A 17,066-nucleotide genomic window follows, 5' to 3' on the forward strand; every position below is an offset into this window, starting at 1 on the left:
CGTGTCAGGGGCCGTGTCAGGGCGTGTCTCAGGGCATGTGCTGTGCGGCGGCCACCATGAGCTGGCCGAGGGACAGCCCGCCGTCGTTCGGGGGGATCCGGCCGTGCCGCAGGACGGTGAAGCCGGCCGCGCGCAGTCGGCGGGCGCATTCCGTCGAGAGCAGGGTGTTGGCGAAGACCCCGCCGGTCAGGGCGACGGTGTCCAGGCCGTGCCGCTCGCGCGCGTGTGCGCAGAGCGTGGCGACGAGGGCGGCGACGGAGTTGTGGAACCGGGCGGCGATCAGTGCCGGGTCCGTGCCTGCGCGTACGTCGGCCACCACGGCGGCGAGCACGGGCGCCGGATCGGCGGTGACCGGCCCGCCGTCGGGGTCGGGCGCCGCGCGGAGGTCGAAGGCGTAGCCGGGTCCGGGATCGGCTTCGGGCGCACCCAGGGCGGCGCCCTCCAGCTCGATCGCGGCCTGCGCCTCGTAGCCGGCCAGGTGGCAGATGCCGGCCAGGGAGGAGACGGCGTCGAAGAGGCGGCCCATGCTGGAGGTCGGGACGCAGTTCAGCCCGCGTTCCAACTGCCGCTCCAGCAGCTGGATCTCCCCCGGCGGGCAGGCGGCCACGCAGGGCAGGTCCGGGCTCCGGTCGATGCCCGCGGCCCGCAGGTGGGACAGTGCCATCCGGTACGGGCGGTGCACGGCCGCGTCGCCGCCCGGCAGCGGGACGTAGGCGAGGTGGGCGAACCGGGTGAATCCGGCGTAGTCGGCGAGGAGGACCTCGCCGCCCCAGACGGCTCCGTCGTCGCCGTAGCCGGTGCCGTCGAAGGCGACCCCGATGACCGGGCGGCCCCCGTCCAGACCGTGCTCCGCGAGGGCGGAGGCGATATGGGCGTGGTGGTGCTGGACGCGGACGAGCGGGCGGGCGCCCGCGGCGCGCTCCGCCCACCGGGTCGAACGGTAGCCGGGGTGCCGGTCTGCGGCGAGGAGCACCGGGGCGACGCCGGTGATGGACTCCAGCTGCCGCTCGGCGCCTTCGAGGGCGTACCGGGTGGCGAGGTCGTCCATGTCGCCGATGTGGGCGGACAGCCAGGCCTGGCGCCCTTCGCCGAGGCAGAAGGTGTTCTTCAGGTCCCCGCCCGCGGCGAGGCTCGCGGGGACGGGCACCGGCAGGGTCAGCGGCAGCGGGGCGTACCCGCGCGAGCGCCGTACGGTCAGCGGCTCGCCGTCGCACACCCGCACCACGGAGTCGTCGCACGGCACGTGGATGGGGCGGTCGTGGGTGAGCCAGCCGTCGGCGAGGTCGGCGAGCCGCTCCAGGGCCTCGTCGTCGGTGACGATCGGCTCCCCGGAGAGGTTCCCGCTGGTCATGACGAGCAGCCGGGGACCGGGGGGATCCCCGGGCAGGCCGAGCAGCAGGTGGTGGACGGGGGTGTACGGGAGCATCACGCCGAGGTCGGGACAGCCGGGGGCGACGCCCTCCGGGCCGTGGGTACCGGCGCGGCGGCGCAGCAGCACGACGGGCCGTACGCCGCCGGTGAGCAGGGCCCGTTCCTCGGGGCCGATGTGCGCGAACCGCTCGACGTCGGCGAGGTCCCGGGCCATCAGGGCGAAGGGTTTGTCCCCGCGCGCCTTGCGCCGGCGCAACTCGGCCACCGCGCCCGCGTCGGTGGCGTCGCAGGCCAGGTGGTAGCCGCCCAGGCCCTTGACGGCGAGGATCGCCCCGGCCACCAGGAGGCGTCGGGCCCCGGCCACCGGGTCGGCTCCGGCGCGCTCGCGGGGCGGACGGCCGGTGAGCAGCCTGAGGCGGGGGCCGCAGGCCGGGCAGGCGACGGGCTGGGCGTGGAAGCGGCGGTCGGCCGGGTCCCCGTACTCGCGGGCGCAGTCGGGGCACATGGGGAAGGGAGCCATGGTGGTGTGGGAGCGGTCGTACGGCAGCCCGGTGACGATGGTGAAGCGCGGCCCGCAGTGGGTGCAGGTGATGAAGGGGTGCCGATGGCGCCGGTCGGCCGGGTCGGCCAGTTCGGCGAGGCAGTCGGCACAGGTGGCGACGTCCGGGGAGACGAGGGTGCGGGCGGGGCCGCCGGTCCGGGAGGCGATGATGGTGAATCCGGTGCCGCCCGCGACGGGCACCTCCCAGTGGTCGACGGCGTCGACGACGGCCAGTGGGGGCGCGTCCGCGGCGAGCCGTTCGCAGAACCGCACCACCGCCGCCGGGGCGCCCTCGACCTCGGCGACGACGCCCTCGGGGGTGTTGGTCACGTGCCCGGCCAGGCCCAGCCCGGTCGCGCGGGTGTAGACGTAGGGCCGGAAGCCGACGCCTTGGACCACGCCCCGGACGGTGATCCGGCGCCGCTGCACCGCCTCCATCAGCGGGTCTGCGCGACCGTGTGGACGTGCGGGTGCTCGTGCTCGTGATCGTGGCCGCCCTCGTCGTGGCCGTGGTCGTGGTCACGCTCGTGCTCGTGGTCGTGGTCGTGGTCGTGTCCGTGCTCGTGGCTGTGGCCGTGCTGCTGACGGGCCATCACCGGTGTGTGCGTCCCCGCGCCCGACCCGGCCGCCAGGGCCCGGTCGAGCAGGACGCCCAGGCCGTCGCCCGCGCGCGCCGAGGTGAGGACGATCTCCACACCGGGATTGACCTGCTCGACGTTGGCGCGGAAGGCGGCCTCGTCGAATTCGACGGCCCGCGCGATGTCGGTCTTGGTGACCACCACCAGCTGGGCCAGCCCGAAGGCGGTCGGGTACTTCAGCGGCTTGTCCTCGCCCTCGGTCACCGAGGCGAGCACCACCCGCAGCGATTCCCCGAGGTCGTATCCGGCCGGGCAGACCAGGTTGCCCACGTTCTCCACGAAGAGCAGCCGGGTGTCCTCGGGCAGCCAGCCGTCCAGGTGCCGGCCGAGCATCGCGGCCTCCAGGTGGCACAGCCCGTCGGTGAGGACCTGCTTGACCGGTACGCCCGAACGGGCCAGTCGTACCGCGTCGTTCTCGGTGGCCAGGTCGGCCGTCAGCGCGGCCACGGCCACGCCCCGCTCCCGCGCGAGGAGCAGTTCGCGCTCCAGCAGCGCCGTCTTGCCGCTGCCGGGGCTGGAGAGCAGATTGACCACCGTCGTTCCGCGGGCGGTGAGTTCGGTGCGCAGGACCTGGGCGGCGACGTCGTTCTTGGCGAGTACCGCCTGCCGTAGATCGACCACTCGGCACATGGTTCAGGCCTCCTCGGGAATCGGTTCGCGGGTACGGGCACCGGCGGGGCCGTCTTCCCAGCGCACGCTGAGGATCTCCAGCTCACGGCCCGACAGCAGTTCCACCTCGGTGGCCCTGCCGCATCCGGGACAGCACAGCTCGGGGGGCATGCCCACCGCCCAGGTGTCGGGGCAGGAGCCGCAGCGGGCGCGGGCCTCCACCGACTCCGTGACGAGTGCGGCGCCTTCGAGGACCGTTCCGGCGCAGGCCAGTTCGAAACAGAAGGCCAGCGCGTCGGGCACCACGCCCGCCAGCTCACCGACCCGCAGCCGTACGGAGGTGACGGCCTGCGCGCCACCCGCCCGGGCCGCCTCTTCCACCTGGCCCACGACGGCCATGGCGATCGACATCTCGTGCATCGGACTCCGTCCTGCCGGGGCTCATTGAACCGGCGGGACGGGGTCCGTGCGGTCGGGCACGCCGGTGCGCGGCACGCCCCGTACGCCATTCGGGCGCCCGCGCCGGCGGCCGCGCCCGCGGCGGTGTCACATCCGGCGCATGCGCAGGTAGCGGCGGATGTCGGGGAGGACCTGCAGCAGGACGGCGGTGAGGGCGGCGACCGCGGCCCCGCCGATGAAGGCCTTCTTCATGGATGTCTCCTCAGTTCGCGGCGAGGCCGGTCGGTTCCGTCCGCGGCCGGTCGGTTTCGTCGTGGAGCCGGCCGTGGACCAGGTCCAAGGCCGTGCGTACGGCCTCCGGTACGGCGGCGGCCACGGGTGCGCTCAGTCCGATGCCCTCCTCGACAGCGGCCGGTTCGCAGCCGAGGACGAGGGTGCGCCGGGGCGGGGTGGCGCCGGTCCCGGCGCACAGGGTGTCCAGCAGGGCGAGGACGGCGTCGGGGGACATCTGGTGGCCGTCGAGGGCGGGTGGCGGCGGTGCCTCGGCGCCGGCCGGGCCGGTGCTCGCGCAGCCGTCCGCCTCGATGAGGTAGAGCGTGCCCGGCTCGCCGCCGCGTGCGGTGGCGTCGACCAGCAGGAGCGTGTCGTAGCCGTCGAGGAGCTGGTAGGCGAGGTGGACGCCGCGCACACCGAAGTCCACCACCTCGACCCCGTCGGGCAGCGGGTGCTCGGCCAGCGCCCGTACGGTCTCGACGCCGAAGCCGTCGTCGCCGAGGAAGACGTTGCCGATGCCCGCGATCAGGACCCGGTCGCTCACGCGTCCTCCAGGGGGGTGACCTCGTCGGGCTGGAAGTAGAGGAACCTGCCCTGTTCCCGCCGGATGTCCGCGCCCGGGTCGTCCTCCACGGTGACGGCGAGGTGCACTCCCCCGTCGACGTCGTGCAGGACGGCCTCGACCAGCGCGGTACGGCCCTGGACGAACAGGTCCTGGGCGTCGGTGCGCCGTAGCCCGGGGCGCAGCCGGACGCGGCTGCCGGGGCCGACCGAGGCTCCGTCGATCGTGATCCGGTCGCGGGCCGGGTCGGCGGTGTCCGCCCGGGCCGGGTCCCACCAGGGGGTGTCGGGCCGGAACACCACGTCCTCGGAGGGGAGTTCGGCGATGAGCGGCGGCTGCTCGGGTCCGGTGACCTCGCGCAGGGCGCGTACGGCGCCGTGCAGTCGCTCCAGCACCTCGGGCGGCATCGACTCGGCGAGGTCGATCACGGCGGCCGCCCGGGCGTCGGTGCCGCGGGCCTCGCGCTTCTCCTGCTCGGTCAGGGCGGCCGTGCGCAGGGCGAGGATCTCGTCGATCTCGGTGGCGTCGTACATGGCGCCGACGCTCTCGGGGGCGATGGCGGGATGGTCCTCCAGGATGATCGGGGAGGACAGGACCACGTCGGCGCGGCCGGGCTCGCCCGCGAGCACCGGCCAGGTGTGCCGGTTCTCGCAGGCGGCGACGGCCTGCCTGGCCCATTCGGGCGGGTCGGTCATCGAGAGGAAGGATCCGGCGTCCAGGCCCAGCAGCAGGTGGGCGGCGACCAGCGAGTGCGGCAGGGCGGCCTCGCGGTCGACGGGGCCCGCTCCGGGGGGCGGGGTCCACGGGCTGGTGTTCTCCACCACCGCCCGGAGCCTCAGTACCCGGTAGGCGCCGGGGAGTTCGGTGGCGCGCAGCCTCAGCACGCCCTCGATCTCCTCGGTACGGCGTACCAGGCGGCCCACGGTGTGCCCGTCGGCGTCCTGGACGGGCTCGGTGTCCACGCGGGCGGGGCGGTGGAAGGGGAAGGTGACGCCGTCCTCGCCCAGCAGCTCGGCGACGGGGACGCTCACCTCGACCCGTTCCTCGGTGCCCTCGTCCCAGGGCACGAGGACCCGGTCGGTCAGGTGCAGTTCGGTGACCTCGGTGAAACCGGCGTCGTCCGTGGCCTGTTCGACCGTACGGCGCTGCGCGTGCAGGAAGCGCAGTTCCAGGGCGAGGGTCGCCGCGCCCCGCGGTTCCATCAGGATCTCGGTCTGCTGGAAGACGTGCTCCTCGTGCGCGCGGCCCCAGGCCGGGGGCACGAGGACACCGAACTGCCAGCGCAGCCGGTTCTTCGCGGCCGAGGCCCGGTAGGGGTAGAGCACGTACCCCTCCAGCAGGACCGCGTCGGCCACCTGCCGGGCGACCGCGAAGCGGGAGGGGGAGTCGGAGTGGGGGGTGGTGGTCGTGGTCACGGGGCCGCCCTCTCGGTGAGGCGCGGCAGGATCGCGCCCAGCCGGACGGGACCCGAGGCGTCCGGCGGCCGCGGCGGGCCGGCGGCGTCGAGCAGGGCCCGTACGGTCGCCTCCCAGGAGGCGAGGGCGTGGCGGGAGCGGAAGGCGAGCAGCTCGTCCATGGTGTCGCGGGGCAGCCGGAGCCAGCCGCAGCCGGGGAAGTGCTGTTCGACCATCTCGCGCCACACGGCCACGGGCATCCGGTACGCGGCTTCGCGGTCCCAGGGCACCGGTTCGACGCGGAAGCCGGCGTCGCCGGTGAAGGCGGTGCCGGAGAACAGCATCAGCAGCGGCACCTCGCCCTCCGCCAGGGCTTCGAAGTACCGGGTGGCGGCGATGTCCATGTCGTAGGTGCAGGGCACGACCAGGTCGGTCTCGGTCTCGCCGGTGAAGCTCGGGACCATGACGGAGACCTGGGCGAACTGCACGGGCTGGAGGGTGTTGCCCCAGCGGGAGCGCTCGCCGAAGAGGTCCGCGAGCCCTTCCGCCTCGGCGGGGCCGTAGCCGCGCCGGGCGGGTTCGATGCGGATCTGGCAGCGCAGGGCGATGGCGTGCACCGGGGCGCCGCCGGCCGCGGTGATCCGCAGCCGGAAGACGAGGGTGGGGCCGGCGGCGTACGGGTCGGCGCGTACCCCGGTGCAGGTGAAGGCGAATTCCGTCATCGGATCCCGTCCTCGTCGGCCGCCGGGGGCAGGGCCTTGGCCCGTCGTTCCACCTGTTCGAAGAAGGTCTTCAGCGCGGCCCGGGCCTCCGCCCCGCCGTCGAAGCCCTGCCACAGCAGCCGCATCCGCCCCACCAGCTCGTAGCAGATGTCGATCGGCACCAGGTAGCAGTCGGTACGGCCTTCCGACCGCCGCAGCAGCAGCGCCTCGACGTCGGGTTCGAGGAGCGTGGACAGTCGGCCGCTGCCGAGTACGGACTGCCAGGTCTCGGGGTCGAGTTCGCTCTCGGTGGCGCCGGCCGGGCTCGGGTAGAGGGCGACCAGCCGGTCGAGGGCGGCGTTGCGGAGGAAGAACGCGACGCCGACCGGGATCTGGAGGAGTTCCCACGCGCCGTCGTCGAGCCGGTGGGCGGGGTCGGTGAGGTAGCGGTCCGGTACGGCCCGCAGCCGGCCGGTGCCCGCGCCCGGCCGGTCGAACAGCAGGGCGCAGGCGGTGCAGGCGCAGATCAGCGCGCGCTGTTCGGTCTGCACCAGGTGGCGGTGCTCCTGGGGCACGGCGACCCCGCACAGTTCGCAGGTCTCGGGCCGGGGCGGGCGCGGGCCCGCGAACCGGCGCAGCCCGCGCGGGGCGCGCGGGCCGTCGTGCAGAAGCCCGGGCCCGCTCACGGCACCCGCGCCGGGCTCGGGGGCCGGGTGCCGATCTGCAGGAGGGCGGGGGCGGGGGCCGCGGCGGGCTCCTGCTCCACGCCGGTCACCTCGGGGGCGAAGCAGGCCAGGGTGTCCTCCAGGGTCCGCCCGGCGTCGCGTCCGCCGCCGGCGCCCGAACCGCAGCCGCAGCCGGTGGAGGCGGCGGCGGGGCGCAGTCGCAGGACGCCGGTGTCCGCGTCGAAGCCCAGCAGTTCCAGCGGTTCGCCGTGGGCGGCGAGGGCGCGGTCGATGCGGGTGTGCACGTCCTCGGGGTGCAGGCCGTGCAGGGAGAGCAGGCTCGCCACGAGTTCGTCGCCGTAGACCGGCTCCAGCGGGCCGTCCCCGACCTTCTCGACGATCCGGGCGAGCCCGGCGCCGTAGAAGTCCATGAGGACGCGCACCAGTTCCTCGGCCGCCGCGCAGGCCGCCCGGTCTCCGGTGGCGGCGAGCCGGTCGAGGACCTCCTCGACCCGGCGCCCGGCCTCGGGGCCGTCGATCGCGGCCCTCATCCGCCCAGTCCGCTCAGACCGGTGGGCACGTGCATCGTCTTGACCGTCTTGCCGCCGCCGACGTACATGTGGACTCCGCAGGGCAGACAGGGGTCGAAGCTGCGGACCGCGCGCATGATGTCGATGCCCTTGAAGTTCTCCGGGGTGTTCTCCTCGAAGATCGGGGTGTTCTGCACGGCGTCCTCGTACGGCCCGGGGGTGCCGAAGGTGTCGCGGGTGCTGGCGTTCCACGGGGTCGGCGGGTACGGGTGGTAGTTGGCGATCTTCCCGTCGCGGATCACCATGTGGTGCGAGAGCACGCCGCGTACGGCCTCGGTGAAGCCGACGCCGAGTCCCTCGTCCGGGACCTCGAACTTCTCCCAGGTCTGGGTGCGCCCGGCGCGGACCTCGGCGAGGCCCTTCTCGGCGCAGTGCAGGGCGATGGCGGCCGCGTAGGCCTGGAAGTAGGTGCGCGCGCGGTTGCGTTCCAGCGCGTTGCTCCACTTCGGGATCTTCCACTCGAAGCGGGTCTCGGGCTTGGTCATCGTGCGCGGCAGGGTGATCACGACGCTGTTGCCGGTGGCCTGCACGTAGTCGGTGTGGACCAGGCCCGACAGGGCGGTGGACCACAGGCGGGCGATGGGGCCGCCGCCGGTGTCCAGGGCCAGGTGGTCCTTGCCGTCGAACCAGCGGGGGGACATGACCCAGCTGTACTTGTCGTCGAAGTTGCGCTTCTGCGGGGCCGGGATGGTGTGCTGGTTCCACGGGTGGCGCGGGTCGACCGGGTTGCCGAGCGGGTCGTGGGTGACGAACTGCTCCTGGCCCTGCCAGTCGTCGTAGTACGAGCTGCCGAGCAGGATGCGGATGCCGAGGTTGATCTCGGTGAGGTCGTTGGTGACCAGCTTGCCGTCCACCACCACGCCCGGGGTGACGAACATCTTCCGTCCCCAGTCGGTCATGTTGGCGTACGTGAAGTCGCAGTACTCGGGGTCGTTGAGGGCGCCCCAGCAGCCGAGGAGGACGCGCCGGCGGCCGACCTCCTCGTAGCCGGGCAGGGCCTCGTAGAAGAAGTCGAACAGGTCGTCGTGGAGCGGGACGACCTTCTTCATGAACTCGCAGTACCGCATGAGGCGGCTCATGTAGTCCGTGAAGAGCTGGACGGAGGCGATGGTGCCGACGCCGCCCGGGTAGAGGGTGGAGGGGTGCACGTGGCGGCCCTCCATCAGGCAGAACATCTCGCGCGTGTAGCGGGAGACCTGGAGCGCCTCGCGGTAGAACTCGCCCTCGATGGGGTTGAGGGAGCGCATGATGTCGGCGATGGTCCTGTAGCCGTGCTCGCCGGCGTGCGGGGCGGGGGTGCGCTCGGCGAGCTCCAGGACGCCCGGGTTGGTCTCGCGGACCATCTTCTCGCAGTAGTCGACCCCGACCAGGTTCTCCTGGAAGATGTTGTGGTCGAACATGTACTCCGCCGACTCGCCCAGGTTGATGATCCACTCGGCGAGGTGGGGCGGCTTCACCCCGTAGGCCATGTTCTGCGCGTACACGGAGCAGGTGGCGTGGTTGTCACCGCAGATGCCGCAGATGCGGCTGGTGATGAAGTGCGCGTCGCGGGGGTCCTTGCCGCGCATGAAGACGCTGTAGCCGCGGAAGACCGACGAGGTGCTGTAGCACTCCGCGACCCGCTTCTGCTTGAAGTCGATCTTCGTGTGGATGCCGAGACTGCCCACGATCCGGGTGATCGGATCCCAGGCCATCTCCACCAGGCCGCTGCCGTCTGCGGCCGCCTTCGTCTTCGGTGTCATCGTTTCTGCCGTGACCCTTCTTCGGTGCGGAGAGCTGGAGTTGGGGGGTGCTTCCGTGGGATTCCGGGCCCGTCACCAGGGCGGGCGGTAGCCCGTGGTCAGGGCGCGGCCGGTCTGCCTCCACCTCGGTTCCTCGTCCACGGTGTGGGCGGTGACCGAGCGGAGCCTGCGGATCAGCGCGCCGTACGCGCCGCTCGCGCGGGTGGAGACCTTGGCACCGGGAGGTTCGTCCATGAACGGCATGAACTTGTCGGGGAAGCCGGGCATCGTGCAGGCGATGCAGATGCCGCCGACGTTGGGACAGCCGCCGATGCCGTTCATCCAGCCGCGCTTGGGAACGTTGCACTTGACGACGGGGCCCCAGCAGCCGAGCTTGACCAGGCAGAGCGGGGAGTCGTAGGTCTCGGCGAACTCGCCCTGCTCGTAGTAGCCGCCGCGGTCGCAGCCCTCGTGGACGGTGGCCCCGAAGAGCCAGGTCGGGCGCAGCTTGTCGTCGAGGGGGATCATCGGGGCGGAGCCGGCCGCCTGGTAGAGCAGGTAGGTCAGGGTCTCCGAGAAGTTGTCCGGCTGGATCGGGCAACCCGGGACGCACACGATCGGGATACCGGCCTTCGAGGTCCAGTCCCAGCCCAGGTAGTCGGGCACGCCCATGGCACCGGTCGGGTTGCCCTCCATCGCGTGGATACCGCCGTAGGTGGCGCAGGTACCGATGGCCACGACGGCGAGGGCCTTGGGGGCGAGGCGGTCGATCCACTCGCTGGTGGTGATGGGCTGACCGGTCTCCGGGTCGTCGCCGAAGCCGCACCAGTAGCCCTCGGGCTTGATCTTCTCGTTCGGGATCGATCCCTCGACCACCAGGACGAAGGGATCGATCTCGCCCCGCTCGCCCTTGAAGAACCACTCGATGAAGGTGTCGGCGCCGCCGACCGGGCCGCATTCGAAGTCGATCAGCGGCCAGTGCACGGCGATCTTCGGCAGACCGGGCAGTACACCGGTCACGATCTCCTCGATGCTCGGCTGCATCGCCGCCGTCAGGGACACGGAGTCGCCGTCGCAGCTCAGACCCGCGTTGATCCAGAGGATGTGGATCAGCGGGTCCTCGACCGATTCCTTAGTCGCAGTGGCCATGGGACGGCTCCTCGGGGAGGTGATCGGGAAGGGGTGGGGAGGCGGCCTGCCTCACCCACACCTTTCTTGCTAACAGCAGTCCGGCCCGGGCGCCGCGTCAGGTGCGGCCAGTCCAGTGACACCGCGCGGCCTGACGGCCGACCCGCTCAGATGGAGCGGAGTGGCGGTCGGGCGTTCCTTGCGGACGAAGGCGCGGCGCAGGGCGTGGTAGGGGGCGTCGGGATCGAAGAAGGTCGCGTGCATCAGGGCCAGCTCGGCCCGGCGGTGGTCGGCCAGCGGCCGCTGCGCCTCGTCGCGTTCGCGCGCGGCCTTCTTCCCGGCGATCCGGGCGGCGGTGGCGGGGAGGGCGGCGAGGCGGGCCGCGAGGCGCTCCGTCTCGCGGGGGAAGTCCCCGGGCGTGCAGGGGACCGTACGGTCGACCAGTCCGAGCCCGTGGGCGGTGGCGGCGCTCAATGGGAGGGCCTCGGTGGTGAGGCGGTCCGCGAGTGCGGGGCCGACGCGGCGCGGCAGGATGTACGTCCAGTACTCGGATCCGTGCAGGCCCATCAGGCGGTAGTGCGGGTTCAGGACGACGCCCGCGCGGCACCAGACCTCGTCGGCGGCGAGGGCGAGCATGGCGCCGCCGGCGGCGGCGTTGCCGCCGAGCGCGCTGACGACGAGCCGGTCGGTGGTGGTCAGCACCGCCTCGACCAGGTCGTTCATGGCGTTGATGTTGGCCCAGGACTCCTCGGCCGGGTCGGCCGCGGCCTCGATGACGCCGAGGTGGATGCCGTTGGAGAAGAAATCACGGCCGCCGCCGAGGACGAGGACGGTGGTGGGGCGGGTCCGGGCGGTCCGGTAGGCGTCCAGCAGCCGGCGGCAGTGCGCGGTGCTCATCGCGCCGCCGGGGAACGAGAACGACAGGAAGCCGACCTGCCCTTCCTCGTGGTAGCCGATGTCGGACCAGGTGCGGTGGTGGGGGCCGGCCTCCGCCGGGGCGGGGACCTCGGGCAGCGGGGGCAGCCGGTCCGCGAGCGCGAGCGTGGCGGGCAGCTTGAGGGGGGCCGGCCCTCCGGGCAGGCGGCGGGCACGCAGCTCCCGGATCCAGACGGCCCCGTCGGCGGTGGCCCGGCAGAGCGCCCCGGCCCGGGTCGCCAGCAACTCGCCGGGGCGGCCCCGCAGGTGCTCCTCGCGGTGCCCGCCGTGCAGGTACCAGGCGCCGCCGAGCAGATCGTCGTCGCGTACGCCGGGCTGCGAATCGGCGGCGCGCAGCGCGCGCAGGACGTCCTCGGTGGTGTCGCTCCCCCAGTCGATCCGGCGGTCCTCCTGGCGCAGCGGCGGGCGGGCGTGGCCGCTCGTCTGGGGCCGCGGGGTGTAGGTACCGGAGGCGAACCGTTCCACCGCGAGCAGGACCGCCTCCAGCGCCGCGTCGGCGATCTCACCGCGGTAGAGGTCGCTCTTGCCGACCGGCGGCACCGGGCACGCGACGCTCGCCCACACGTCGCCCGCGTCCATCTCGGCGTTGGCCTGCAGAACCGTCACGCCCCACCGGGACTCGCCGTCCTGGACGGCCCGGTCGAGGGAGGAGGGACCGCGGTCGCCGACCGGTCCCGGGTGGACGACCAGGCAGGTGTGGGCCGCCCAGACCTCCTCGGGGATGGCGGTGCGCAGCATCGGGGCGAGCACGAGGTCGGGGCGGTGGCCGCGTACGGCGTCGGCCAGGGAGGATCCGGGCAGGGCGAGTTCGACCGCGACGCGGTGGCCGTGGTCGCGCAGCTCGGCGTGGACGCGCTGCGTGAGGCTGTTGAACGCGCTCGCGAGGAGCAGGACGTACAAGGGATCTCCCAGCGGCGGCCCGGCGCCGCGCGCGGCGGTGCCCGGCCTGGTCGGCGGCCCGTGGCCGGAAGATGACCGGCCGCCTGAGATGGTCGGGGAGATCCGGGCGCCCGCGGCCGAGGCAGCGCGGGGGCGTCACTCGAAAGCGCCTCTTCGGGCGTCCGCTCGGCCCTGGGGTCGCCCGCCGGGCTGCTTCTTCCCTTGCCCTCGTGGAGTGCGACCGACGGGTCGTCGAACGCGGAGAGAGGCCGGCGGGCTGTTCATCGGAGCGGCCACGGTGAGGACGCGTCTCCTGCGGGTCTTCGCGAAGCTCGACGTCAGCGACCGCAGGTGCGCCAGGGTCGTGGCGATGACCTACGGGCTGCTCCGACAGGCGCCTGGGGGTGTCCGGAAGCCCTGGCAGAATCACCGTGTGGATCTTTCCAAGGGATTGGCCGACTGGACCGACTGGGACGGCGCCGCCTTCGTGGTGGGCCGTTCGCTCGGGATTTTCCCCAAGGACGAGACGTTCACCCAGGTCAAGGGGGTGTTCTGGACGGACAACCCGCTGGGGAACGCCCTGCACGAGGTGCTGCTCCGATTGACGGCGGCGGGAGTGCTGGAGCGTCGGGAGGAGCCGGACGACATCCAGTTCCGATGGCTCGGCCGATGCCGGGAGACGGCCTAGTAGTGCTTTGTTAGGTGGTGTCGTAGGGCTGCCATGGCACGGTTTGCTGGCAGGTGGGGCAGGTGCCGGTCCAGGTGGCGATGAGGTGTTGGAGGAGGTCCAGGGCCTGGTAGAGGGTCAGGCCCTGGCAGGGGCTTTTGGGTTCCTCCGTTGTTCGGTCAGGAACAGGTGGGCGGCGGTGACGAGGGTGACGTGCCGGTGCCAGCCGGTGAACGAGCGGCCCTCGAAGTGGTCCAGGCCCAGAGCGGTCTTCAGCTCGCGGTAGTCGTGCTCGATGCGCCAGCGGGCTTTCGCCAGGCGGACGAGGTCCTTGGCGGGGATGTCGGCGGGCAGGTTCGAGACCCAGTACTTCACCGGTTCGGCCTCGCCTTCAGGCCACTGCGCGATCAGCCAGGTCAGCGGGATCGTGCCGTCCTCTGTCGGTCGGGGACGGCGGCCGGCGAGACGGATCCGCAGGAACACGAAGTGCGAGCTCATCGCCGCTTTCGAGCCCTTGCGCCAGGACAGGGTCCGGCCGCTGCCGCGGCCTGCGGCCAGCACGTGCTCGCGTAGGGAGACCGGGCGGGTGCGGTAGCGGGGCAGCGGCCGGGGGCCCAGGCCGCCGTAGGCCGGCTGGTGGGGTTCGGCGTCCTCGCCGTGGGCGGTCATCTCGGCTTTGACCTGCAGCACGTAGGCCCGGCCACGGTCCTCCAGGCCGCGGCGGAAGTCGGCGTTGGCACCGTATCCGGTGTCCGCGACCAGGACGGCGGGCCGCAGACCGGTGGCGTCGAGTTCGTCGAGCATGTCCAGGGCGAGCTGCCACTTGGCCCGGTGGTGGACGGTGTCGGGGATCCGGCAGGCCCGCCTGCGGGCCTCGGCGTCGGGGCCGTCCCAGGCGGCGGGCAGGAACAGCCGCCAGGACAACGGGCACGAGGCGGTGTCGGAGGCGGCATGGACGCTGACGCCGATCTGGCAGTTGCCGACCTTCCCCAGGGTGCCCGAGTACTGCCGGGCCACCCCCGCGGACGCCCTGCCGTCCTTGGGGAAACCGGTGTCGTCCACCACCCACACCTGCGGCCGCACCGCCGCCACCGCCCGCCATGCCAGACGGGCCCGGACGTCCTCGACCGGCCAGGTCGAGGACGTCATGAACTGCTGCAACCGCTGGTGATCGACACCGAGCCGGTCTGCCATCGGCTGCATCGACTTCCGTCGGCCCTCCAGCAACAGGCCCCGCAGATACAAGGCGCCCTTCTCACGCTGGTCCCGCCGCACCAGCGGCGCGAAGACCTCGGACGCGAACTCCTCCAACCGACCCCGCACCGCCGCAAGCTCCCCAGCCCTCATACAGCCAGCGAACTACCAGACACCCACCGCGACAAGACCAGCTAACAAAGCACTACTAGGGCCCGTCTTTCGGATCAGGCCGGGTCAGCCCGCGGCGTCTGGTGCCGTGCGTCGCAAGGCCGAGGAGGGCGTCCATGCGGAGCATCGACGACCGACGAGAACGCGGCGATGTGCGGTGCCAGGCGTCGCGGGCCCGGCATGATCCGAAAGACAGGCCCTAGTCGCCGTCCTCGATTCCGATGGACTCGGCCAGGTTCTTGTGGGCCCGGCCCGTCTCGCCCTGGCGTTCGCCCTGTTCCAGGAGAACGGCGGCGATCGCGTCGAGTTTGCGTTGGATCGCGTGCTCGGCCCGGCGTTCGGAGTTCTTCAGCAGGGCCAGGAGCAGCAGGGCGACCGCGCCCATCGCGTCGCCGAACAGGTGCTGCCAGCTCGTGTCCAGGTGGGCGAGGTGGGCGGCGACGAAGGCGGCCACCAGCAGGACGCAGAACACCGAGAAGGCGGGCGAGCTGGTGAAGTTCGAGGCCAGCTCCGCCAGCTTCTCGAATGGTCCGAGCCGCCCCTGGCCGCCCTTCTTCGCGGGATGTTCGAAGGCCATGGTGTGCACGTGCCCGCTCCGGCCGCACCCCATCCCCTCCAGGCCGGTCAAGCACCCGACCGGCCCAGATCGGGGGATGACCGTACGGTCACCTGTCCCCCTGGCTTCGAGGGTCACGCCCGGACCGGTGCCCACAGGCTGACGCTCCACACGTCCCCGTGCCCCGCGTGGTAGCCCCGCTCCTCCTCCTCGTCGTCCACGACGATCACCGAGACGTTCGACGCGGCCGCCCGGTACTCCAGGAAGCCGCCCTGGTCGCCGACCGTCAGTTCCGGGGCTCCGGGGACGCGTCCGAGTTCCTCGCGCACGTCCGCCCAGGCGACGTGGCGGGGGAACTCGACCCCCATGGTCCGGGCCCATGCCTTCGCCATGTCCTGGCCGGACGCGAGCCGGTGCAGCTCGATGGAGCCGCCGGACATCACCCACTCGTCGCCGGGGTTGAAGGAGAACTCGACGAATCCGTAGTCGCGGCGCAGCGACTCGCCCTCCTCGTCGACCACGTCGACGAAGCGGTGGCGGATCGCCCGGTCGACCTCGCCGAGGGTGGAGCCGATGCCGATCCCGTGCAGGCGGCCGGTCCTGAGGAACGAGGCGAGGAATGCGATGCCGGTCACGGCCGGTTCTCCGATGTGTCGTCGCCGCCCCACGCGAAGGCGTAGGGGTCGGCTCCGCCTACGTACGCGCAGGCGATTCCGGTGTCGGGCAGGTCGAATTCCGCGCGCAGCCACCCGTCCATGGCGAGGCCGGCCACCTCCGGCCGGTAGTCGGTCAGCGGGAAGTCGAGGGAGACGATCTCAAGGTGCGCGCCCTCCGGGCACCTGGCGCCCAGCTCCTCGGCACGCAGCGCCACGACGAAGGAGAGCCAGGCCAGGTCTTCCCGGTGGAGGCTCGCCTCCGGCAGCAGCAGACGGACTCCTCGGTGGATCACCACGGAGGAAGTCGCCGCTTCGCCCGGTGGCAGGGCGCGGGCCGAAAGGTCTGCGGCCAGTCCGCCGAGCGGGCTCCTGAACCGATATCTGAACGTTCGCATCATTGCACTCATCTGACGAGCTCTCCGGACCGCGGGGTTCCACGTCGGTTCTCCCCGCTCATTGTCGCGGCAGGCCGACGGGGCCCGGGATCGGAAACCGTTGAATGTGCTCCGCGCAGTGCGCAGGATGGCCCTGAGCGAGGGAGGTCCGTCATCGCGTCCGTCGAAGTGACCACCGAGACCGTGCGCGCCGAGGACGGGGCCACGGTCCACGTCCGGTTCCACCGCACGCCCGACGACCCGTCGGCGCCGGTGCTGGTGTGCATGCCCGCCATGGGGACCCGGGCCGTCTCCTACACACCCCTGGCGGAGGCCCTCGTGGAGGCGGGGTTCCAGGTGGTCCTCGGGGAGCTGCGGGGGCAGGGCACGAGTTCGGTCCAGGTGCGGCGCGGAGTGCGTTACGGCTACCACGAGATGGTGGCGTACGACTACCCGGCGCTGTTCCGGGCGGTCGCCGCCGCGTTCCCCGGGGCGCCGCGCCTCCTGCTCGGGCACAGCCTCGGTGGGCAGCTCGGCACGCTCTACCTCAGCCAGGAGCCGCACATGGCCGCGGGCGCGGTCCTGGTGGGCGTCCCGTCCTGCCACTACCGCGGCTGGCCCTTCCCGCGGAATCTGGGGATGCTCGCCGGGTTCCAGTTCGCGGCCGTCTTCGCCGCGGTGTACGGGTACTTCCCCGGCCGCCGGCTGGGGGTCCTGGGGAACGACTCCGCGCAGGTCCTGCGGGACATGGCCACCCAGGTCCGGACCGGCCGCTACGACGTGCCGTCCTCGCCGGTGGACTTCGAGCCCTGGCTGGCCGGGATGGAACTGCCGGTGCTGGCGGTGGCCATCGAGGGCGACGCCATGGCGCCGCCCGGCGGGGTGCGCGGGCTGTGCGACAAGCTCACGAGCGCGCGGGTGACGTACGCGGAGCTGGTGCTCCCCGAAGGTGCGCCGGGCGGCCCGCACTACGGCTGGATCCGTGACAACGCCGCGCTCGTCGAGCGGGTACGGGCCTTCGTGGACCGGGCCTGACGTCCT

The 17,066-nt window shown here is 72.7% G+C and carries 18 protein-coding genes; 2 read left to right on the forward strand and 16 right to left on the reverse strand.

Translation table 11 applies throughout. The features are described from left to right. Positions 1 to 28: 28 nt before the first annotated feature. From hypF to ACWG52_RS08490, 12 genes are all read right to left on the reverse strand, one after another. Positions 29 to 2,350, reverse strand: coding sequence for a carbamoyltransferase HypF (hypF, locus tag ACWG52_RS08435; RefSeq protein ID WP_453128347.1), 2,322 nt, complete (start codon positions 2,348 to 2,350; stop codon positions 29 to 31). Next, the gene (hypB, locus tag ACWG52_RS08440; protein WP_389814030.1) at positions 2,350 to 3,180 is read right to left on the reverse strand and encodes a hydrogenase nickel incorporation protein HypB; all 831 of its coding nucleotides are present in this window, start codon (positions 3,178 to 3,180) and stop codon (positions 2,350 to 2,352) included. The genes hypF and hypB overlap by 1 nt, the downstream gene beginning before the upstream one ends. A 3-nt stretch (positions 3,181 to 3,183) precedes the next feature. Next, entirely contained in the window at positions 3,184 to 3,579 is a 396-nt protein-coding gene (locus tag ACWG52_RS08445) for a hydrogenase maturation nickel metallochaperone HypA/HybF (RefSeq protein ID WP_389814028.1), read from the reverse strand. A 126-nt stretch (positions 3,580 to 3,705) separates the two neighbouring features. Further along, a complete protein-coding gene (locus ACWG52_RS08450) occupies positions 3,706 to 3,810 on the reverse strand; it encodes a DUF6893 family small protein (RefSeq protein ID WP_389814025.1) in 105 nt (34 codons plus the stop codon). A 10-nt stretch (positions 3,811 to 3,820) separates the two neighbouring features. Further along, positions 3,821 to 4,375 carry a hydrogenase maturation protease gene (locus tag ACWG52_RS08455; RefSeq protein WP_389814022.1) on the reverse strand — a complete coding sequence of 185 codons (555 nt, stop codon included), beginning with the start codon at positions 4,373 to 4,375 and terminating at the stop codon, positions 3,821 to 3,823. Further along, positions 4,372 to 5,808: a hypothetical protein gene (locus tag ACWG52_RS08460; RefSeq protein WP_389814019.1), complete on the reverse strand. Its 1,437-nt coding sequence runs from the start codon at positions 5,806 to 5,808 to the stop codon at positions 4,372 to 4,374. The genes ACWG52_RS08455 and ACWG52_RS08460 overlap by 4 nt, the downstream gene beginning before the upstream one ends. Beyond that, positions 5,805 to 6,509: a DUF6084 family protein gene (locus tag ACWG52_RS08465; protein ID WP_389814016.1), complete on the reverse strand. Its 705-nt coding sequence runs from the start codon at positions 6,507 to 6,509 to the stop codon at positions 5,805 to 5,807. The genes ACWG52_RS08460 and ACWG52_RS08465 overlap by 4 nt, the downstream gene beginning before the upstream one ends. Continuing rightward, entirely contained in the window at positions 6,506 to 7,174 is a 669-nt protein-coding gene (locus tag ACWG52_RS08470; RefSeq protein ID WP_389814014.1) for a DUF5947 family protein, read from the reverse strand. The genes ACWG52_RS08465 and ACWG52_RS08470 overlap by 4 nt, the downstream gene beginning before the upstream one ends. Beyond that, positions 7,171 to 7,704 (reverse strand): hypothetical protein, encoded by a 534-nt coding sequence (locus tag ACWG52_RS08475; protein WP_453128349.1) that lies wholly within the window; start codon positions 7,702 to 7,704, stop codon positions 7,171 to 7,173. The genes ACWG52_RS08470 and ACWG52_RS08475 overlap by 4 nt, the downstream gene beginning before the upstream one ends. Next, positions 7,701 to 9,485 (reverse strand): nickel-dependent hydrogenase large subunit, encoded by a 1,785-nt coding sequence (locus tag ACWG52_RS08480; protein WP_033218053.1) that lies wholly within the window; start codon positions 9,483 to 9,485, stop codon positions 7,701 to 7,703. Before ACWG52_RS08480 ends, ACWG52_RS08475 begins: the two co-directional genes overlap by 4 nt. A 72-nt stretch (positions 9,486 to 9,557) precedes the next feature. Then, a complete protein-coding gene (locus ACWG52_RS08485; RefSeq protein WP_390137069.1) occupies positions 9,558 to 10,613 on the reverse strand; it encodes an NADH-quinone oxidoreductase subunit B family protein in 1,056 nt (351 codons plus the stop codon). A 69-nt stretch (positions 10,614 to 10,682) separates the two neighbouring features. Further along, positions 10,683 to 12,428, reverse strand: a complete 1,746-nt coding sequence (locus ACWG52_RS08490; protein ID WP_453128350.1) for a hydrogenase maturation protein — start codon at positions 12,426 to 12,428, stop codon at positions 10,683 to 10,685. A 412-nt stretch (positions 12,429 to 12,840) separates the two neighbouring features. Here ACWG52_RS08490 and ACWG52_RS08495 point away from each other — a divergent pair, with 412 nt between their 5' ends. Next, positions 12,841 to 13,095 carry a hypothetical protein gene (locus tag ACWG52_RS08495; RefSeq protein WP_389814005.1) on the forward strand — a complete coding sequence of 85 codons (255 nt, stop codon included), beginning with the start codon at positions 12,841 to 12,843 and terminating at the stop codon, positions 13,093 to 13,095. Positions 13,096 to 13,212: 117 nt separating this feature from the next. Here the strand turns inward: ACWG52_RS08495 and ACWG52_RS08500 are convergent, their stop codons facing one another. The 4 genes from ACWG52_RS08500 to ACWG52_RS08515 form a co-directional block, all read right to left on the reverse strand. Next, positions 13,213 to 14,421, reverse strand: a complete 1,209-nt coding sequence (locus ACWG52_RS08500) for an IS701 family transposase (RefSeq protein WP_389818454.1) — start codon at positions 14,419 to 14,421, stop codon at positions 13,213 to 13,215. A 217-nt stretch (positions 14,422 to 14,638) separates the two neighbouring features. Then, the gene (locus ACWG52_RS08505) at positions 14,639 to 15,016 is read right to left on the reverse strand and encodes a hypothetical protein (RefSeq protein ID WP_389814003.1); all 378 of its coding nucleotides are present in this window, start codon (positions 15,014 to 15,016) and stop codon (positions 14,639 to 14,641) included. A 113-nt stretch (positions 15,017 to 15,129) separates the two neighbouring features. Then, positions 15,130 to 15,630, reverse strand: coding sequence for a hypothetical protein (locus tag ACWG52_RS08510; protein WP_389814001.1), 501 nt, complete (start codon positions 15,628 to 15,630; stop codon positions 15,130 to 15,132). Then, positions 15,627 to 15,947: a hypothetical protein gene (locus tag ACWG52_RS08515; RefSeq protein WP_389813998.1), complete on the reverse strand. Its 321-nt coding sequence runs from the start codon at positions 15,945 to 15,947 to the stop codon at positions 15,627 to 15,629. The genes ACWG52_RS08510 and ACWG52_RS08515 overlap by 4 nt, the downstream gene beginning before the upstream one ends. A 267-nt stretch (positions 15,948 to 16,214) precedes the next feature. Between ACWG52_RS08515 and ACWG52_RS08520 the strand changes: the two genes are divergently transcribed. Then, positions 16,215 to 17,060: an alpha/beta hydrolase family protein gene (locus ACWG52_RS08520; protein ID WP_389813995.1), complete on the forward strand. Its 846-nt coding sequence runs from the start codon at positions 16,215 to 16,217 to the stop codon at positions 17,058 to 17,060. Positions 17,061 to 17,066 lie beyond the last annotated feature (6 nt).

This window comes from Streptomyces sp. CLCI03, from assembly GCF_053615355.1.